General features: G+C 69.1%; 12 protein-coding genes and 2 pseudogenes. 4 read left to right on the top strand and 10 right to left on the bottom strand.

The window, feature by feature from the left end:
• Positions 1-349: 349 nt before the first annotated feature.
• From ACIO1C_RS35720 to nirB, 4 genes are all read right to left on the bottom strand, one after another.
• Positions 350-1,024 (bottom strand): sirohydrochlorin chelatase, encoded by a 675-nt coding sequence (locus tag ACIO1C_RS35720; protein WP_401871949.1) that lies wholly within the window; start codon positions 1,022-1,024, stop codon positions 350-352.
• A 228-nt stretch (positions 1,025-1,252) separates the two neighbouring features.
• Positions 1,253-2,641 carry a nitrate/nitrite transporter gene (locus ACIO1C_RS35715; RefSeq protein WP_401871946.1) on the bottom strand — a complete coding sequence of 463 codons (1,389 nt, stop codon included), beginning with the start codon at positions 2,639-2,641 and terminating at the stop codon, positions 1,253-1,255.
• A gap of 224 nt (positions 2,642-2,865) precedes the next feature.
• Positions 2,866-3,255 carry a nitrite reductase small subunit NirD gene (gene nirD / locus ACIO1C_RS35710; protein WP_401871944.1) on the bottom strand — a complete coding sequence of 130 codons (390 nt, stop codon included), beginning with the start codon at positions 3,253-3,255 and terminating at the stop codon, positions 2,866-2,868.
• Entirely contained in the window at positions 3,252-5,846 is a 2,595-nt protein-coding gene (gene nirB, locus ACIO1C_RS35705; protein WP_401871942.1) for a nitrite reductase large subunit NirB, read from the bottom strand. The genes nirD and nirB overlap by 4 nt, the downstream gene beginning before the upstream one ends.
• 275 nt (positions 5,847-6,121) lie before the next feature.
• On the opposite strand from nirB, the gene ACIO1C_RS35700 reads away from it, so the two are divergent.
• Both ACIO1C_RS35700 and ACIO1C_RS35695 read left to right on the top strand, forming a co-directional pair.
• Positions 6,122-7,315, top strand: a complete 1,194-nt coding sequence (locus tag ACIO1C_RS35700; RefSeq protein ID WP_401871940.1) for a uroporphyrinogen-III synthase — start codon at positions 6,122-6,124, stop codon at positions 7,313-7,315.
• Positions 7,316-7,478: 163 nt separating this feature from the next.
• Complete coding sequence (locus tag ACIO1C_RS35695; RefSeq protein WP_401871938.1) at positions 7,479-11,726, top strand: molybdopterin-dependent oxidoreductase; 4,248 nt, start codon at positions 7,479-7,481, stop codon at positions 11,724-11,726.
• Positions 11,727-12,538: 812 nt separating this feature from the next.
• Here the strand turns inward: ACIO1C_RS35695 and ACIO1C_RS35690 are convergent.
• Positions 12,539-12,775 carry a hypothetical protein gene (locus ACIO1C_RS35690; RefSeq protein WP_401871935.1) on the bottom strand — a complete coding sequence of 79 codons (237 nt, stop codon included), beginning with the start codon at positions 12,773-12,775 and terminating at the stop codon, positions 12,539-12,541.
• Positions 12,776-13,367: 592 nt separating this feature from the next.
• Here ACIO1C_RS35690 and ACIO1C_RS35685 point away from each other — a divergent pair.
• Complete coding sequence (locus ACIO1C_RS35685; protein WP_356418590.1) at positions 13,368-13,637, top strand: prevent-host-death protein; 270 nt, start codon at positions 13,368-13,370, stop codon at positions 13,635-13,637.
• A complete protein-coding gene (locus ACIO1C_RS35680) occupies positions 13,627-14,085 on the top strand; it encodes a type II toxin-antitoxin system VapC family toxin (RefSeq protein ID WP_327235367.1) in 459 nt (152 codons plus the stop codon). The genes ACIO1C_RS35685 and ACIO1C_RS35680 overlap by 11 nt, the downstream gene beginning before the upstream one ends.
• Positions 14,086-14,437: 352 nt before the next feature.
• Here ACIO1C_RS35680 and ACIO1C_RS35675 read toward each other — a convergent pair whose 3' ends face one another.
• The 5 genes and pseudogenes from ACIO1C_RS35675 to ACIO1C_RS35655 all read right to left on the bottom strand — a co-directional run.
• Positions 14,438-15,223, bottom strand: a complete 786-nt coding sequence (locus tag ACIO1C_RS35675; RefSeq protein WP_401871932.1) for a TSUP family transporter — start codon at positions 15,221-15,223, stop codon at positions 14,438-14,440.
• Between the two features lie 76 nt (positions 15,224-15,299).
• Positions 15,300-15,760, bottom strand: a pseudogene (locus ACIO1C_RS35670) (cation transporter); the annotation flags it as partial.
• A 501-nt stretch (positions 15,761-16,261) separates the two neighbouring features.
• The gene (locus ACIO1C_RS35665; RefSeq protein WP_327235361.1) at positions 16,262-16,465 is read right to left on the bottom strand and encodes a cold-shock protein; all 204 of its coding nucleotides are present in this window, start codon (positions 16,463-16,465) and stop codon (positions 16,262-16,264) included.
• A 101-nt stretch (positions 16,466-16,566) separates the two neighbouring features.
• Positions 16,567-16,869, bottom strand: a complete 303-nt coding sequence (locus ACIO1C_RS35660) for an SCO5918 family protein (protein WP_401871929.1) — start codon at positions 16,867-16,869, stop codon at positions 16,567-16,569.
• 71 nt (positions 16,870-16,940) lie between these two features.
• A pseudogene (locus ACIO1C_RS35655) lies at positions 16,941-17,231 on the bottom strand (ATP-dependent helicase); the annotation flags it as partial.

Raw genomic sequence — 17,231 nt, 5'->3', positions numbered from 1 at the left:
GCCACCCGCTACGACAAAACCCGCGAGTCGTACCAAGCCACCGTCACCATCGCCTCCATCTTCCTCTGGATATGACCTTTGAAGACGACCCCTAGTAATCCCTGGTCAGAGTGCTGCGATACTCCTAGGCGCCATTGATTCCCAAGCTCAGAGCGCGAGTTCGATTCTCGTCACCCGCTCCACGACAAAGGCCCAGGTCAAAGACCCGGGCCTTTTTGTTGCGCAGACAGCTTGGCCGGCTCGTGTCCGGTCGGCGTCGGGTGGACCTTGGACAGGGAGCGATAGGACCGCTCCCTCCGGCACGGCTGGGGCTGTTCAGGCGCCGGTCCAGGGGTGACGCCGTCGGATGTCACGTGGCCTCCTCGACCCGGCGGACGAGAACGTCGACCAGGGCGGGATGGGTTCCGAGGGGACAAGCGGCGGCGTCCGCGCCGCAGGCGCTGATCCGGTCGGCGAAGAGTCCCGGTGCCAGCAGCCACGTGGCGGCCGACACGCGCCGGGCCCCTCGGGAGCGCAGTTCCGCGACCGCTTCGGCGACGGTGGGGCGTGCGGATGCCGCCCAGCCGACGGATACCGCGGTACCGAGTCGGTCGCCCAGCGCCTCGGCCATCGTGACGGCTTCCGCCCTGGCCGCCGGGTCGCGGGAGCCGGCCGCTCCCAGGACGATCGCGTCGCCCGGCCGGGCGCCCGCCTCGCCGAGCCGGTCGGCCAGAGCGGCTACGAGGGCGGGCGTCGGGCCCACCGGCGGGGTCGTCATCGTGTCCGTACGGCCGGAGAACACGATCTGGGCGGGGAGGTCGGTGTGAACGTGATAGCCGGTGGACAGGAAGGCCGGCACAAGCACCGGAGTACGGTCCGCAGGCGTACGCCTCAGTGCGTCCGCGATGGTGGGGCCATGTACATCCGCGTAGGCGGGGTGTATGGGCAGCCCGAGCCGGGCAGCGAGAGCGGTGGCCAGTTCCTGGACCAGGGTGGCCCCATCGGGGTTGCGAGTGCCGTGTACGGCGAGGACGACTTCGGTCACCGACCGCGCCTTCCTCTCGCCCCCGCGCGCCGATGTCCCGGTTCGATCACCGTACCCACTCCCGTGGGCGCGCCGTCCCGGCGTCTGGCCGGACACACGCCGGTGCCCTGGCGTGTGCGGAGTCGGTGGCGGCATGCGTGGGTCCTCCCAGAGGTGACGTGGGTGCGAACGGCCGGGACACCATGAGGTGTTCGGGTGTCGGCGACGCTCTCCATGGATTCTGCCGGGTCACTTCTGCGGCGGTCCTCCGCGCCTACGCAGGTAGACGGCCCAGGTCAGCGCGAGGCACAGGGTGTAGCAGGCGAGGAAGGCCACGTAGGCGGCATTGCCGTTGTGGACGCTGAGGAAGGACTGGCGGATGGCGAGGTTGACCAGCACTCCTCCGAAGGCGCCGACCGCGCCGGCGACGCCGATCAGAGCGGTGGCTCGGCGCTGAGAGGCGCGTTCCATCTCAGCGGGATCGGCTCCGGTGAGGACTGCGGCGCGGGCCTTGGCCTGGAAGATCGCCGGGATCATCTTGTACGTGGAGCCGTTGCCGATGCCGCTGAGTACGAACAGGGCGATGAACCCGGTGAGGAACAGCGGCAGGGAGTGCCGTAGGGAGGCGATCAGGACCACTCCCGCCCCGAGGGCCATCGCCGCGAAGTTCCAGCAGGTCACCGCCGCGCCGCCCCAGCGGTCGGCCAGTCTGCCGCCGACCGGGCGGACCAGCGAGCCGAGCAGCGGGCCGAGGAAGGTCAGATAGGCGGCCTTGACTGGTGTGTCGAACTGCTGGTGGAACTGGACCTGTAGAACCTGTCCGAAGGCGAAGCCGAAGCCTATGAAGGAACCGAAGGTGCCCACGTAGAGCACGGACATCACCCAGGTGTGCGGTTCGCGGTAGACGTCGCGCAGCGCGTGACGGCGGTCCTCGGGGGCGTCGAAGTTGTCCATGCGCAGGGCCGCGCCCAGCGCCGCCAGAACGATCAGCGGGACGTACACCAGGGGCAGCAGCCGGGGGTGGGCGGCACCGGCGGTGGCCAGGATGAGCAGGCCGACGAGTTGGACGACGGCGACGCCGAGGTTGCCGCCGCCCGCGTTGACGCCCAGCGCCCAGCCCTTGAGTCGCTGCGGGTAGAAGGCGTTGATGTTCGCCATGGAGGAGGCGAAGTTGCCGCCGCCGACTCCGGCGAGGACCGCGAGGAACAGCAGGGTGGTGTACGAGACGCCGGGGCGGAGAACGACTCCGGTGAGCACGGTGGGAATGAGCAGGAGCAGGGCGCTGGCGACGGTCCAGTTGCGTCCGCCGAAGCGGGCCACGGCGGTGGTGTAGGGCAGGCGGAGAGCCGCGCCGGCGGCCGTGGGGACGGCGGTGAGGATGAACTTCCCTGCCGCGTCCACGTGGTACTCCGGTCCGAGAAAGAGCACCAGGACCGACCAGAGGCTCCAGACGGAGAACCCGATGTGTTCGGAGAGGACGGAGAAGAACAGGTTGCGCCGGGCCACCGCCGCTCCGGTCCGCTCCCAGAACTCCGGTTCCTCGGGCCGCCATTCGGCGAGTCTGCGGGACCGGGACCGGGACCGGGTCCGGGGCGGAGCGGTGGTGGGGGTGTTCGGGTCGTGGACTGTCACGCTCATGGGTGCCTGCCTTCGGCGGTGGATTCGCAGCGGCGGGTGCCGACGGATTTTCACGCTAGGCCGGGGAGGTTTCGTGGCCCGCTCGGTACGGGCGCCGACGCGCTACGGCTCGCGCACATCGGTCGACGGCCCTTGTGAGGACGACAGTGGCCGGACGTGAGGTGGGCGCGGGCGAGGCGGACCGGATGGTGAGGTGAACCAGGCCGTGAGGTGCCCCCGGCGGTTCAGGGTCGCAGCCGGATCGGCCAGGTTCGCAGGGTGCTGCTGTTGCCGTCAGGCGCCGTGTCCTCGTCCAGGCAGGTGCCGTCGCGCAGGTCGAACGCCTGCTTGTACATGGGGGACATCACGACGGGCACCGGCCCCCGATTGCCGAGCAGACCGCGGGCCAGGACGTAGGCGCCGCTGAAGGGGTCACGGTTGTCCAGGGCGTAGAGCCGCCCCGTGCGGTCACGGAAAGCGGCGACCTGCTCTCCGCCGACGAGCAGGGGCACGCCGCGGCCGGGTGTCAGGTCGGCCAGCGCGCAGACGTGCGTCCAGCGTCGGCCGTCGTGGATCTCGACCTGGGGCGTGGCCGCCTGCCGACGGGTGGCCTGTTCCGTGGGCGTCGTCGTCATCGGCTGCGTACCTCCAGCGTGGGGCCGGCGATCAGCGGTGCGGCCGTCGGCGTTCGGATGTCGCCGTCCTCGTCGGGGCGGGCGGGGCGGATCTGGCCGCGCTCGGGCACGAAGCGCACGGTGGGGTCGGGGGTGTCGGGGGCGTTGGCGAAGGAGACGAAGCGGCGCAGTCGTTCCGGGTCGGCCAGCGTGGCGGCCCATTCGTCCTGGTAGGTGGAGACATGACGGGCCATCAGTTCATCCAGGTCGGCACAGATGCCGAGGGAGTCGTCGAGCAGTACGGCGCGCAGGTGGTCCAGGCCGCCTTCGAGGCGGTCCAGCCAGGGGGCGGTCCGTTCCAGGCGGTCGGCGGTGCGGATGTAGAACATCAGGAAGCGGTCGATGGTGCGGATCAGGGTGTCGTGGTCCAGGTCCTTGGCGAACAGGTCGGCGTGCCGGGGCGTCATGCCGCCGTTGCCGCCGAGGTAGAGGTTCCAGCCTTCGGCAGTGGCGATGACCCCGAAATCCTTGCTCTGCGCTTCCGCGCACTCCCTGGCGCAGCCGGAGACCGCTGACTTGATCTTGTGCGGGGCACGTAGCCCCCGGTAGCGGAGTTCGAGTTCGATGGCGAGGGCCACGGAGTCCTGCACCCCGAAGCGGCACCAGGTCTGACCGACACAGGACTTGACGGTGCGCAGGGCCTTTCCGTAAGCGTGACCCGACTCGAAGCCGGCATCGACCAGGCGTCGCCAGATCAGGGGAAGTTGGTCGACCCGGGCCCCGAAGAGGTCGACGCGCTGTCCGCCGGTGATCTTCGTGTAGAGGCCGAAGTCGCGAGCGATCTCGCCGATGGTGATCAGGCCGCCGGGGGTGACTTCGCCTCCGGGGATGCGGGGCACGACCGAGTAGGAGCCGTTGCGTTGCAGGTTGGCGAGGTGGTGGTCGTTGGTGTCCTGGAGCGTGGCCTGTTCACCGTCCAGGATGTGCCCCGTGCCGAGACTGGCCAGGATGGAGGCGGCCACCGGTTTGCATATCTCGCAGCCGTCGCCGCTGCCGTGCTCCTCCAGCAGCCGCGAGAAGTCGCTGATGCCCTTGACACGGACGATCTCGTACAGTTCGGCGCGGTTATGGGCGAAGTGCTCACACAGGCCGCGAGCGACCTCGGCCCCGGAGGCTTCCAGCTCCTCCGTGAGGATCCCCTGGACCAGCTTGAGGCAACTGCCGCAGCCGGTACCGGCTTTGGTGCACTTCTTGACCTGGGGAAGCGTGGTACAGCCGTCTTCGCGTACGGCTGCGACGATGGCGCCCTTGGCCACGTTGTGGCAGGAGCAGACCACGGTGTCGTCGGCGAGGGTGAGCGGGCCGAGGGGCCCGCCGAGTCCGGCGGGCAGGACGAGTTGCTCGGGTGAGGCGGGCAGGACGGCTCCGCTGACGGCCAGGGGCCGCAGAACGGCGTACGACTCGGTGTCCCCGACCAGGACGCCACCGAGCAGCCTGCCCCGCGCGTCGATCACAAGCTTGCGGTACACCCCTGTCCGACTGCTGGCATAGACAACGTCCACGGCGCCCTCGCTTGTGCCGTGAGCGTCACCGAAGCTGGCCACGTCCACGCCCAGCAGCTTCAGTTCGGTGGAGGTGTCGGCGCCGGTGAAGCCGCTCCGGCCGCCGGTGAGGCGGCGTGCGGAGGTCTCGGCCATGGCGTACCCGGGTGCGACCAGCCCGTAGACGCGGCCGTCGGCGGCCAGCGCGCATTCGCCGATCGCCGAGATGCGCGGGTCGGCGGTACGGCACTGCTCGTCGACGACGATCCCGCCGCGCTCGCCGACGGGCAGGCCGCAGTCGCGCGCGAGCTGGTCGCGGGGCCGGATGCCCGCGGAGAAGACCACCAGGTCGACGTCCAGGACGGTGCCGTCGGAGAGCGTCATACTGCGGACGCGGCCTTCCCCGTCGGTGCCGATAGCCTGGGTGGCGGCACCGGTGTGGACGGTGACGCCCAGTTCCTCGATCTTGCGGCGCAACATCTCGCCGCCCCCCTGATCGACCTGGAGCGCCATCAACCGGGGGGCGAACTCGACCACATGCGTCCGCAGCCCCAGGGCCTTGAGCGCTCCCGCCGCCTCCAGACCCAGGAGCCCGCCACCGACGACAACGCCGACCCTGGCGCCGACGGCAGCGTGATCGCGGATGGCTTCCACATCCTCGATGGTGCGGTACACGTGACAGCCCTGAGCGTCGTGGCCCGGGACGGGTGGCACGAACGGGTAGGAGCCGGTGGCCAAAACAAGGGCGTCGTAGCGGAGAACGCGCCCGGAACGAGCGGTGACGGTACGGGCGTCGCGGTCGACCGTCACAGCGGGATCCCGCAGGCACAGGTCGATGCTGTGCCCCGCGCGACGGACCTGTTCGACGAAACCGGACCCCCACAGGGAGAGATCCTCGCTGCTGGTCCCGGAGAACCAGGACGTCAGGTGCACCCGGTCGTACGCGGGGCGCGGCTCCTCGGCCAGGACGGTGATATGCCACGGCGTCGTCGAGGCGTGCTCCGCGAGCGCTTCCAGGAAGCGCTGGCCGACCATGCCGTGTCCGACCAGGACCAGGTGCTGAGGCGTCATGGACGGGCTCCTTGGAAGGTCGTCAGGGACGGGAATCCAGGTGCGGCGGGGCGGATCCTGGGTGTGGCGGGAGTACGGGCCATGGCATCGAGCGTCAGCCGAACGCGTTACCGGACAAGGTCGCGCGTGTTGCCGCGGCGGTACGGGTGTCTCACACGGGCGCCCCTCCTGAGTGACCTGTACGACACATCCCGTACCCCTGAAGGCTGCGCGCCTTACGGCGGCGTGACTACGGCGGAACCGTGCCGAAACAGTGCTGACGGAGCCTTCACGGCATGGCAACTGGTCGCATGTCCGACGCCGGACCGCCCGCGCACCCCGAGCCGGCCGCCGCGGCCGACGATCCGCCGACGGGTCCGCTGACCGGGTTCACGGTCGGAGTGACCGCCGCGCGCCGCCGCGACGAACTCACCGCTCTGCTCAAACGCCGCGGTGCGCGCGTCGTGGAGGCGCCGACGGTGCGCATCGTGCCCCTCGACGACGACAGAGCACTGCGCGGGGCCACCGAGCGCTGCCTGGCCGCCCCGCTGGACTACGTCGTGGCCACCACCGGGGTGGGCTGGCGCGGCTGGATGAGCGCCGCCGACGGCTGGGGACTCGGAAGGCGGCTGGCCGACGCCTGCCGGGGTGCCGTCGTCGTCAGCCGCGGGCCCAAGGCGACCGGAGCCGTGCGAGCCAGCGGACTGGGCGAGGGTTTCTCGCCGGCGAGCGAGGCCAACGACGAGCTCCTCACCTGGCTGATCGCCCGCGACCTGCGCGGGCGGCGGGTCGCTGTGCAGGAGCACGGTGCGCCACTGGACGGGTTCGTGGCCGCACTGCGCGAACGCGGCGCGGAAGTCATCGCGGTGCCCGTCTACCGCTGGGCGCCACCCGAGGACCCCGACGCCGTACGGCGCCTCATCGAGCAGACGGTACGCCGCGAGGTCCAGGCGGTCACCTTCACCAGCGCCCCGGCCATCACCGGATTCCTCGACATCGCCCGCACCCTCGACCTGCACACCGAGGTGCTCGACGCGATGCGGGTCGGTGCCACGGGCGGTGGTGTACTGCCGGTCTGTGTCGGCCCGGTCTGCGCCCGGCCGCTGGAGGAGCACGGTATCCGGCCGACCTGCCCCGATCGCGGACGACTCGGTTCCCTGATCCGCACCATCGTCGAAGTCCTGCCGACGAGTAACCGCGAACTACGCCTGGGAGAAGATCACTTGGTTCTCCAGGGCAACGTAGTCCTCGTGGCGGGGGAATGCATTTGGCTGTCCCCCGCCCAGAGCGCCCTGCTACGGGTCCTGTCCGACCGGCCCGGACACGTACTCAGCCGGGCCGAACTGCTGCGGCGCGTGTGGGTGGGCAGCAGTGCCGACGAACACGCGGTCGAGGCCGCTGTCGCGCGCCTGCGCGCCGTGCTGGGCCCCTACTCCGGACTCGTCCAGACCGTACTCAAGCGTGGCTACCGGCTGGCTGTCGCATCCTGACGGCCCCCGGCCAACCATCACACCCACCGGTACGGCTCACGCGCCCGGCCCGGACAGGTGAGCCCGACGTAACCGCCCGCCACCGGCACACGTGACCCCGGCGCAACGGACGCTTCCTAAGGTGCGGTGCGAAGCGCGCCCACCTGATCCGAAAGGGGCATCCGTGACGGCATCAGCTTCACAAGCCGACACCACCACGGTGAAGACCGTCTGCTCCTACTGCGGAGTGGGCTGCGGCATGACCCTCCACGTCGAAACGGACCCGTCGAGCGGACGGCGCACCGTAACCAGGGCATCCGGCGACAAGACGCACCCGGCGAACTTCGGACGGCTCTGCACGAAGGGCTCGACCAGCGCGGACCTGCTCGCGGCCCCCGGCCGACTGGACACGGCGCTGACGCGGGCGGAACGAGGCGCGGAACTCGCGGCGACCGACACAGACGCGGCGATCACCGCGACCGCGCGGCGGCTGCGGGAGATCCTCGACGCCCATGGGCCGGACGCGCTGTCGTTCTACGTCTCCGGCCAGATGACCCTGGAGGCGCAGTACCTGGCGAACAAGCTGGCCAAGGGCTTCGTGAGAACGCATCAGATCGAGTCCAACTCCCGGCTGTGCATGGCCAGCGCGGGGAGCGGATACAAACTGTCACTGGGCGCGGACGGGCCACCGGGCTCGTACCAGGACTTCGAACACGCGGATGTCTTCTTCGTCATCGGCGCCAACATGGCCGACTGCCATCCGATCCTTTTCCTGCGGATGATGGAGCGGGTCAAGGCGGGTGCCAGGCTGATCGTGGTCGACCCCAGGCGCAGTGCGACCGCCGCGAAGGCCGATCTGTTCCTGCAGATCAGGCCGGGCACCGACCTCGCGCTGCTGAACGGGCTGCTGCACCTGCTCGTGCGTGACGGCCACACCGACGAGGCGTTCATCGCGGAGTGCACCGAGGGCTGGGAGTCGATGCCCGCCCTCCTGGAGGACTACCCGCCCGCGCGCGTCGCCGAGATCACCGGCATCCCGGAGGCCGACATCCGCCTCGCCGCGCGATGGATCGGCGAAGCGAAGGAGTGGATGAGCTGCTGGACGATGGGCCTGAACCAGAGCACCCACGGCACCTGGAACACCAACGCGCTGTGCAACCTTCACTTGGCCACCGGCGCGATCTGCCGCCCAGGCAGCGGCCCGTTCTCGCTGACCGGACAGCCCAACGCGATGGGCGGACGCGAGATGGGTTACATGGGTCCCGGCCTGCCCGGCCAGCGCTCGGCCCTGGTCGCGGAGGACCGCGAGTTCACCGAGCAGCTGTGGGGGCTGCCGCCCGGCACCCTGCGCACCGACGCCGGGCAGGGCACGGTCGAGTTGTTCTCCAGGATGGCCGAGGGCGGCATCAAGGCGTGCTGGGTCATCTGCACCAACCCGGTCGCCTCGGTCGCCAACCGCAAGACCGTCATCGCCGGGCTGGAAGCCGCCGAGTTCGTCATCACCCAGGACGTCTTCGCCCGGACCGAGACCAACGCGTACGCCGACGTGGTCCTGCCCGCCGCGATGTGGGCGGAGGGCGAGGGTGTGATGGTCAACTCCGAACGCAACCTCACGCTGCTCCGGCAGGCGGTGGACCCACCGGGCCACGCGTTGCCGGACTGGCAGCTCATCGCCCGCGTCGCGAGCGAGATGGGCTTCGCGGAGGCGTTCGACTACAGCTGTGCCGAAGAGGTCTTCGAGGAGATCAAGCAGACCTGGAACCCAAAGACGGGCTACGACCTGCGTGGCGTGACGTACGAGCGGCTGCGCGACACCCCCGTGCAGTGGCCCAGCGCCACGACGGAGGGCAGTGACCGCAACCCGATCCGGTACGTCGGCGGGCCCGGCGACCGGGAGACGGTGGCCGGGCCCGCCGACGGAAGCCGTCCGCGACCGGCGTTTCCGACAGCCGGCGGACGGGCGGCGTTCTACCCACGCCCGCACCTGGCCCCCGCCGAACTCCCCGACGAAGCCTTTCCGTTCGTACTGAACACCGGGCGGTTGCAGCACCAGTGGCACACCATGACCAAGACCGGAAAGATCGCCAAGCTCACCAAGCTCAACCCCGGTCCCTTCGTGGAGATCCACCCCCACGACGCGCGGACGCTGGGCGTCGCCGAGGGCGACCAGGTCGAGATCGCCTCCCGGCGGGGCCGGGCCGTGCTGCCCGCCATCGTCACCGACCGGGTGCGACCGGGCAACTGCTTCGCGCCGTTCCACTGGAACGACCTCTTCGGCAAGGACCTCAGCGTCAACGCGGTCACCAACGACGCCGTCGACCCCGTCTCCCGTCAGCCCGGCTTCAAGTTCTGCGCGGTGATGGTCACCAAGGTCGCGGCAACTCCGATCGTGGACGAGGGCGGTGCCTCCGGGCGATCCCCGGTGTCCTCCCCGTCGCCGGAAGCACCGGGCTCGGAGCGCCGGATCGTCGACGTCGCCGCCGCGCTGGGCGGCCTCCTCGGGACGGACACTCTGACACCACCCGTGTTCCCCGCTGAGGAACGCGTCTATCTGTCGGGATTCCTCGCCGGACTCGGCGGGATCGAGCCTCCCGGGACCGCCGCCACCGCCGCCGTACCGATGCTGCCGGCGACGGCACCCCTCACACCTGACCGCGCCCGATGGGTCAACGGGCTTCTGGCCGGCGTGTTCTCCCGTACAGCACCACAGGTCGGCGCCCCGTTCCCCGCCGACGCGCCCGCTTTCCCCCACGCCGGGCCGGACATCGACACGGCGCCGGACGACATTGTCGTCCTGTGGTCCTCGCAGACCGGCAATGCCGAGGAAGTCGCCGCTGCCGGCTCCCGCCGCCTGACCGAAGCCGGCTTCCGCCCACGAGTCCTCAGCATGGACGACTGCACGCCCGACAGCCTGCGGCCGGGCACGCCCGTCCTCGTCGTCACCAGCACCTTCGGCGACGGGGAGGCCCCCGACAACGGCTCTGCCTTCTGGCAGGCCCTCAGCACTCAGGACACCCCCCTGGCAAGCGGACTGCGGTATTCCGTCCTGGCCCTGGGCGACTCCAGCTACGACGACTTCTGCGGCCACGGCCGCCGCCTCGACGAGCTCTTCCACGATCTGGGCGCCACCCGGCTGGCCCCGCGTACCGACTGCGAACCGGACTACCAGCAGGCCGCCGACCAGTGGCTCGGAGACGTGCTCAAGGCCCTCACTGCTACCGGCACCCCCGCACAGCCGCCGACGGCCCCGCGTCCCACAACAGGACCGCCCACGGCACGAACCGCGGCAGAGAGCGAACCGGGATACACAAAGGCATCCCCTTTCCCCGCGCTGCTGGTCGGCAACCGGCTCCTCGGTTCTTCTGGATCCAGCAAAGAGGTCCGTCAGTTCACCTTCGACACCCGTGGGGGCGACCGAGGCCACCTCAGCTACCAGACGGGCGACGCCCTCGGCGTATGGCCGGCCAACTCCGCCCGGCTGGTGGAACGATGGCTGACCGTCACCGGTCTGAGCCCCACCGAATCCATCCCTGTTCCGAACCTCGGCGAGGTCCCTCTCGGCGAGGTCCTCCGCACGCGACTGGAGATCGCCCGCATCACTCCCGACCTGCTCCACTTCATCGCCGAACGCACCACGGAGCGAGACCTCAAGCAACTCCTGCGCCCAGACAACAAGGGCGAACTGGCCAAATGGAGCTGGAGGCGCCAAGCCGTCGACGTCATCGCCACCTACCCGATCCGAGCCACGGCGGGCGAATGGCTGGCTGTCCTCAAGCCCCTACAGCCCCGCCTCTACTCCATCTCTTCCAGCCCAATGGCCCACCCCCACCAGGTCCGCCTCACGGTGTCAGTCATCCGCTACAGGAACGACCGCGGCGTCCCGCGCACCGGGGTGTGTTCCGCCTACCTCGCCGACGACGCGGACAACGGCCCCGTCCCCGTCTTCGTCCGACGATCCCCCCATTTCCGTCCCCCCGCCGACCCGAGGGCGCCCATGGTGATGATCGGCCCCGGTACCGGGGTGGCGCCCTTCCTCGGATTCCTGGAAGAACGCCGGGCTCGCGGTGACACCGGCCACAACTGGCTGTTCTTCGGCGAACAACGGCAGGCGTCCGACTTCTACTACAGTGACGAGCTCACCGCCTTCCACCGCTCGGGCCACCTCCACCACCTCGACCTCGCCTTCTCGCGGGACCAACGGGCCAAGGTCTACGTGCAGGACCGCATGCGCGAGCACGGCCACCGTCTGTGGGACTGGTTCCAGAACGGCGCCCACCTGTACGTGTGCGGCGATGCCACCCGCATGGCCAAGGACGTGGACCGCACACTGCGCGACATCGCGATCGCCCACGGCGGTCTCGACGAGGAACAGGCCGAGGCATACGTCAGGCAACTCGCGGCCGAACAGCGCTACGTACGCGACGTCTACTAACAGCCTGCGCTCCCGCGCCGGGGGCAACGTCATGTTCACCGACAGCGGGTGCCCGGGGCGGCAGCCCCAGGCACCCGCCTCGTCGTCCCGCAACGGAACGGCAAGTGCGAGAAGGGGGGATGACGAACGCCCGCCCTTGCCCCGCCAGGCGCCACAGCCTTCCTTGACCGCGACGAGGGCAACGACGGAACGAGGGCCGCGATCGGGTCGGCTCGACTACAACGGCCTCGACGGACTGCCGGCCGTTGTACCCGTCACCCGGCGCACCGTCCTGGACCCACCAGTAGGGCTTGCTCGCCCCCGCACCACTTCCGCACCACGCGCAGTGGTACGGAGCGGTCAACGACGGTCTCCAACGACACCGGTCCAGCCGGCACTTCAGGACCGTACATGTAGCTGACCAGCACGGATGCTGGGAGTGCCTCTGTGACTCCCAAGCTCAGAGCGCGAGTTCGATTCTCGTCACCCGCTCCACGACAAACCCCCAGGTCAGTCACCTGGGGGTTCTTTTCTGCCTAGGCGCTCAAGTGTCCTGTGCCCGTTGTGTGTCCGTTGTGTGCCCGATGCCCAATCCACCCGCCCTGCGCGCACCGTGGTGTCCTTGATGCTGGCGTCCGGCGAGGAACGTGGCGACTTCTTACTGTTCAGGCGTCTACTGCGACGACAGTGGCTTGCCGTGCATGCCAGGGCCATGATCAAGGACGGCCGGGCAGGCGCAGTCGCTTCCCGACCGGTTCACCAGAGGCAGGAAACAACACCAGTTGGCCGCCGTCACTGTGTCCTTGGCAGACGGCTCAAACATTGCCCTGATGTCACAGACCACGGTCCCTGTTCCAGCGACTCACGTGAGCCGCGTAGAAGAAGTTACCGATGCCCGCGGTGAACATCAGCAGCCAGAAGTGAGCCCATAGCGACTGACGTCGACGCCTCAGGGACGCCCCGCCGGCGATTACCGCAGCCGATGCGGCGGCGGAGGCGGTGTTATTGATGATGATTGTCGGGGGTTGTCGGTAAGTCTGATCGGGTTGCTGGTCCGGCGGCGTCGTCATGCTGCGTTGACTCCTCAAAGCGCTGGGTACGGTAGGCAAGAGCGAAACGCAACGTAGAGGCACCACGTGATCACCGAGGCCAAATCCCCCTCGCCTCACCCGATCGGGGACGACTCTCACTCCCTCGGCGCCCTCGATCGTCCAGGTTCCCTCTCATTCAGTCGCGTTCGCGGCGCTCAGATGAGCTCAGATCCCAGCTCGCCACAACGGCCGCCACACAGGAACGCAGGTAAGCGCGTCTGCCCACGGTCAAGGCCGTGTCTTTGTGATGAGTTTGAGGAGTGGTCGACGGTTGAGTTCAACAGCCAGCCAAGCCTCCCAGCCCATCTGACATGGCGAGTTCTGCCCTGGCAGGGCAACTCATCGCCAGAGCGTCGACCACCTCTGCGTCCTCTCACAAGAGACCGCCCCACTTGGATCTGATGTGACACTCATGCTGCGAGTCTGATCGAAGGGTCCGACAGCCGGGCCCCACCGCGCCCGAAGCCTTATCTCGCTCGGACGCCGGCGACGCCGATCGACATTTCCCGCTCGCGCTCGCCCGCACCCGAGCTTCGGGGCACACGGTGCTACACAGTGCTACCCTGGAGCAATGTCAGCTCAGCCCGAGATCACCCAACGTGACCTGCGCAGCCGTTCCAAAGAGATCATGGACGCCGTCCAGGGCGGGCAGTCCTTCACCGTCACTCGCGACGGTCACCAGATCGGCGAGCTAATCCCCTTGCGCAGGCGTCGGCGGTTCGTCCCGCGTTCGGAGTTCGCCGCCATGTCCCGTACCGCGTCGGACGTCTCCCTGGAGGCGTTCCGGTCCGACCAGGACGCGACGGCTGAGCAGGGGACGGACGACCCCTATGCCCGCTGAATACGCTCAGGGCCTGCTGGACACCAACATCGTGATCCTGCGCAAGTGGCTCGATCCCCAGGAACTCCCTGCCGAGGTGGCGATCAGCGCCGTCACCCTGGCCGAGCTCTCCGCGGGCCCGCACGAGGTTCGCAGGAACGAGGAACAGGAGGACTACGACGAGCACACGGAACGGGGTCGCCGCCTCGACATCCTGCAACGCGCCGAGAACGAGTTCGACCCCATCCCCTTCGACACCGAAGCCGCCCGCATCTACGGGAGAGTATGTGCGGCCGTGATCGGTGCCGGCCGCAAACCCCGCCGCCGGATCGCGGATCTCATGATCGCCGCCATTGCCATCGCCGAAGAACTACCGCTCTTCACCACCAACCCCGACGACTACAAGGGCCTCGACGGACTGCTGACCGTCGTACCCGTCACCCGGCCCACCGTCCTGCACGACCGGTAAGGCTCGCTCGCCGCGCCACTTCCGCACCACGCGCAGCGGTACGGAGCGGTCAACCACGGTCACCAACGACACCGATCCAGCGGGCACTTCTGGACCGTACGTGTAGCTGACCAGTACGGACGGCGAGAACGCCCCCCGTGACTCCCAAGCTCGGAGCGCGAGTTCGATTCTCGTCACCCGCTCCACACAAAAGCCCCAGGTCATCGGCCGGGGGCTTCTTTGTTGTCCAGACCTCTTAGAGCAGTTCGTGCCCTCCCCATGCCCTGACTACAGGGAATCCGCAGGTCGAAGGGCCGCCACCGCGCAGTCAAAGTCAGTGAATCCGCAACAACGGTGACGCTCCTCAATACGATCAGCGGTTGGCTTGCACCGCGTAGAAAATGCCCAGTGCTGCGGCGAGTGTGCCGAGGAGGAGTCGCAGGGCGGTCTCGGGAAGGTGGGGTTGTAGGCGGGCGCCGAGGTAGCCGCCGAGCAGGCCGCCGGCTCCGCAGGCCAGGCCCAGGGGCCAGTCGGGTGCTACGTCTCCGCTGCTGACCAAGGACAGCAGCGCGAAGGTGGCCGCGCCGACGAGTGAGGTCGCGAAGGTGGAGGCGAGGGCGGCCGGGGCGACGCGGGCCACCGGCATGCCCCGGCCGACGAGGATCGGTCCGAGGAGCGAGCCGCCTCCGATTCCGTAGATCCCGCCCACGATGCCCACGGCCAGCGCGAGGCCGGTGACGGTGCGGGCGGAGGGTTCACCGGCGGTAGCACGCGCCCGTGTTGGGCGGAGGGTTCGTGCGCACAGCCACAGGCCGAGCGGGAGGAGGAGGGCGGCGATGAGGAGACGGAAGACGGTGGGGCCGGGAAGGGCGAAGACCCGGATGACCGCGCCGAGTACCACTCCGGGGAGGGTGCCGGCCACCAGGCGGCGGGTGAGTGGGCCGCGCAGGGCCCCGGTTCGGTTGTAGCGCAACAACGCCCCGGGGCCGGCTATGACGTTGAAGAGGAGGTTGGTCGGTGTGACCGCGGGGTTCGGCACGCCGAAGACGCTCAGCTGGACCGGGAGAAGGAACACCGCCCCGGACACCCCGACCGGCGCGGTCAGCGTCGCGATCAGCAGCCCGGCGGCCAGCCCTCCAAGCGCCGTCCACCAGTCCACCGTTGCTCCCGCCCGTCCGTTGCCGGACCAGTATCAGCGCACCCGGCGCCGGCGTGGTCGGTGGGCAACGTGATGTTCATGAGCAGCAGGTGCAGCCGGGGCGGCGGCCGCACGCGTCTGCCTCGTCGTCCGGGGACGGGACGGCTGAGAGGGAGTGGGCGGTGGGTGCGCAGCAGCCCTTGCGCTGCCAGGCGTCGCGTCCCTCCTTCACCGCGACAACGGCGATGACGAGGGCGGCGTTGGGGTCGGCCCAGGACCAGCCGAGGGTGGCGTTGAGGACCAGGCCGACCAGGAGGACGGCGGAGAGGTAGGTGCACAGCAGGGTCTGCTTGGAGTCTGCGACGGCCGAGGCGGAGCCGAGTTCGCGGCCGGCCTTGCGCTGGGCCGCGGGAGGAACGGCATGATCGCCAAGGACAGGGCGGCGATGACGATGCCGGGGAGGGAGCGGTCGGCCTCGCCGGTTCCCGTCAGGGCCCGTACGGCGTCGATGCCGACGTAGGCGCCCAGGGCGAAGAAGGACACGGCGATGATTCGTACAACACTCCCCCACCCTGATCGCCGGCCACCTCCTGCGCAGCACCGGCAAGCACCACGACGACGCCTCCGTCACCGTGACCAAAGGCCTGTGGTGAGCACACGAAGCCGTCCGGCCGGAGAGGCCGCCTCGCCAGCAGCGGCAAAGCCGTTGTAGCAGAAGGGATCGCCAAAATGATGGTGTGATCGATCCTCAACCTGTCCACCACGCGTTCACCGACGCCGATCACCACTGAACCCTGATGCTCCTGCGCGCACTGCCCAACGAGGCCCATCAGCCCCATTAAGCGGATCGTCGAGGCTGAGCGTATGTACGAACCAGCCGTGTCAGCTGTACAGGCTTGACGCTGCGCCCGCTTGCCGCCGAAGCGACGTACCCGCACTACGCATCGGAGTCGGGATCACCACTGGCCTGTACGTGACGCGGCTCTCGGGGCGACCGGGTGAAGCCTTGTCCGGCAACCCTCCAGCAGCTCAGCAGGTATTCCGGCACCGCCAGTGGCGTTATTCAGGAATGATGTTCTCCGCATGCGGTGCCTTCCTCCCCTGTTTGAGGTCGAAGCTCACCCTTTGGCCATGCTGTAGTTCCAGCACATCCTGCGCGGCGATGTAGGCGTAGTGGGCGAACACGTCCGCGCCACCACCTGACGGCTCGATGAAGCCGAAGCCCTTCGCCGCATCGAACCACCTGACGGTTCCGGTAGCCATGCCCAACTCCTTCGAAGCAGTTCACCAGCGCTCCGTCCAGTTCCAGGCGCCTTCGGACCCTCGTCACGATGCCGAAGCACACATGTGGCGCCTGGCCGGAGTCACTGTCGCGCGTACGGGTCGATCGCTGCCGGCGCGACCCCGCCGAGGACGGAAGCCAGGGCGGTCGGGGGGATGATGCGACAGGTGAAGCCGAGACGAGCCATCGCTCTGGTCACTTCGCCGGCTGAGAAGTCACGCCTGTCCTGTTTGGTGATCACTTCCCCCACCTGTTTGACGGGGTAGGTGCGGCGGCCGATGATCACGGATTCTCCCGTGCCGGGTTCGGGTTTGATGCCCTTCATCGACTGCAGCACCTCGCTCTTGAGGAAATTGAAGGGGAAGCGGGCGATTACGCAATGCACAGTGCCTCGGCAGGTTCGAAGGAAGACGCGGGAGCCCTCAGTCCGGAGTGCGGCCTTACGTGTGCCGGTGTTCAGGCGGCAGCGCTGAGGGGCGGCCGCGCAGAGGCGCCGGTCCGAGCTTGGGGGGCGGTGGTGGCGCGACGCGTGCGTGCCGGCCCGCTACGGCGGCCTCGGGAGGAGTTGCCGGCGCCCCTGGTGCGCTCGGAGACGGGCGCGGTGATGACGACGGGGACGCCGGACGGGGTCTGTGCGCCGGTGATACGGCTGAGCTCGGCCTCGCCGGAGCGCACCTGGGTGATCTGCGGGGTGATGCCGGCGTCGGCCATCAGGCGGGTCATCTCGCGGCGCTGGTTGGGCAGGAC

It is taken from the genome of Streptomyces sp. NPDC087420, assembly GCF_044744165.1.
Lineage (GTDB): Bacteria > Actinomycetota > Actinomycetes > Streptomycetales > Streptomycetaceae > Streptomyces.
This window is presented reverse-complemented; position numbering and strand designations above follow the sequence as displayed.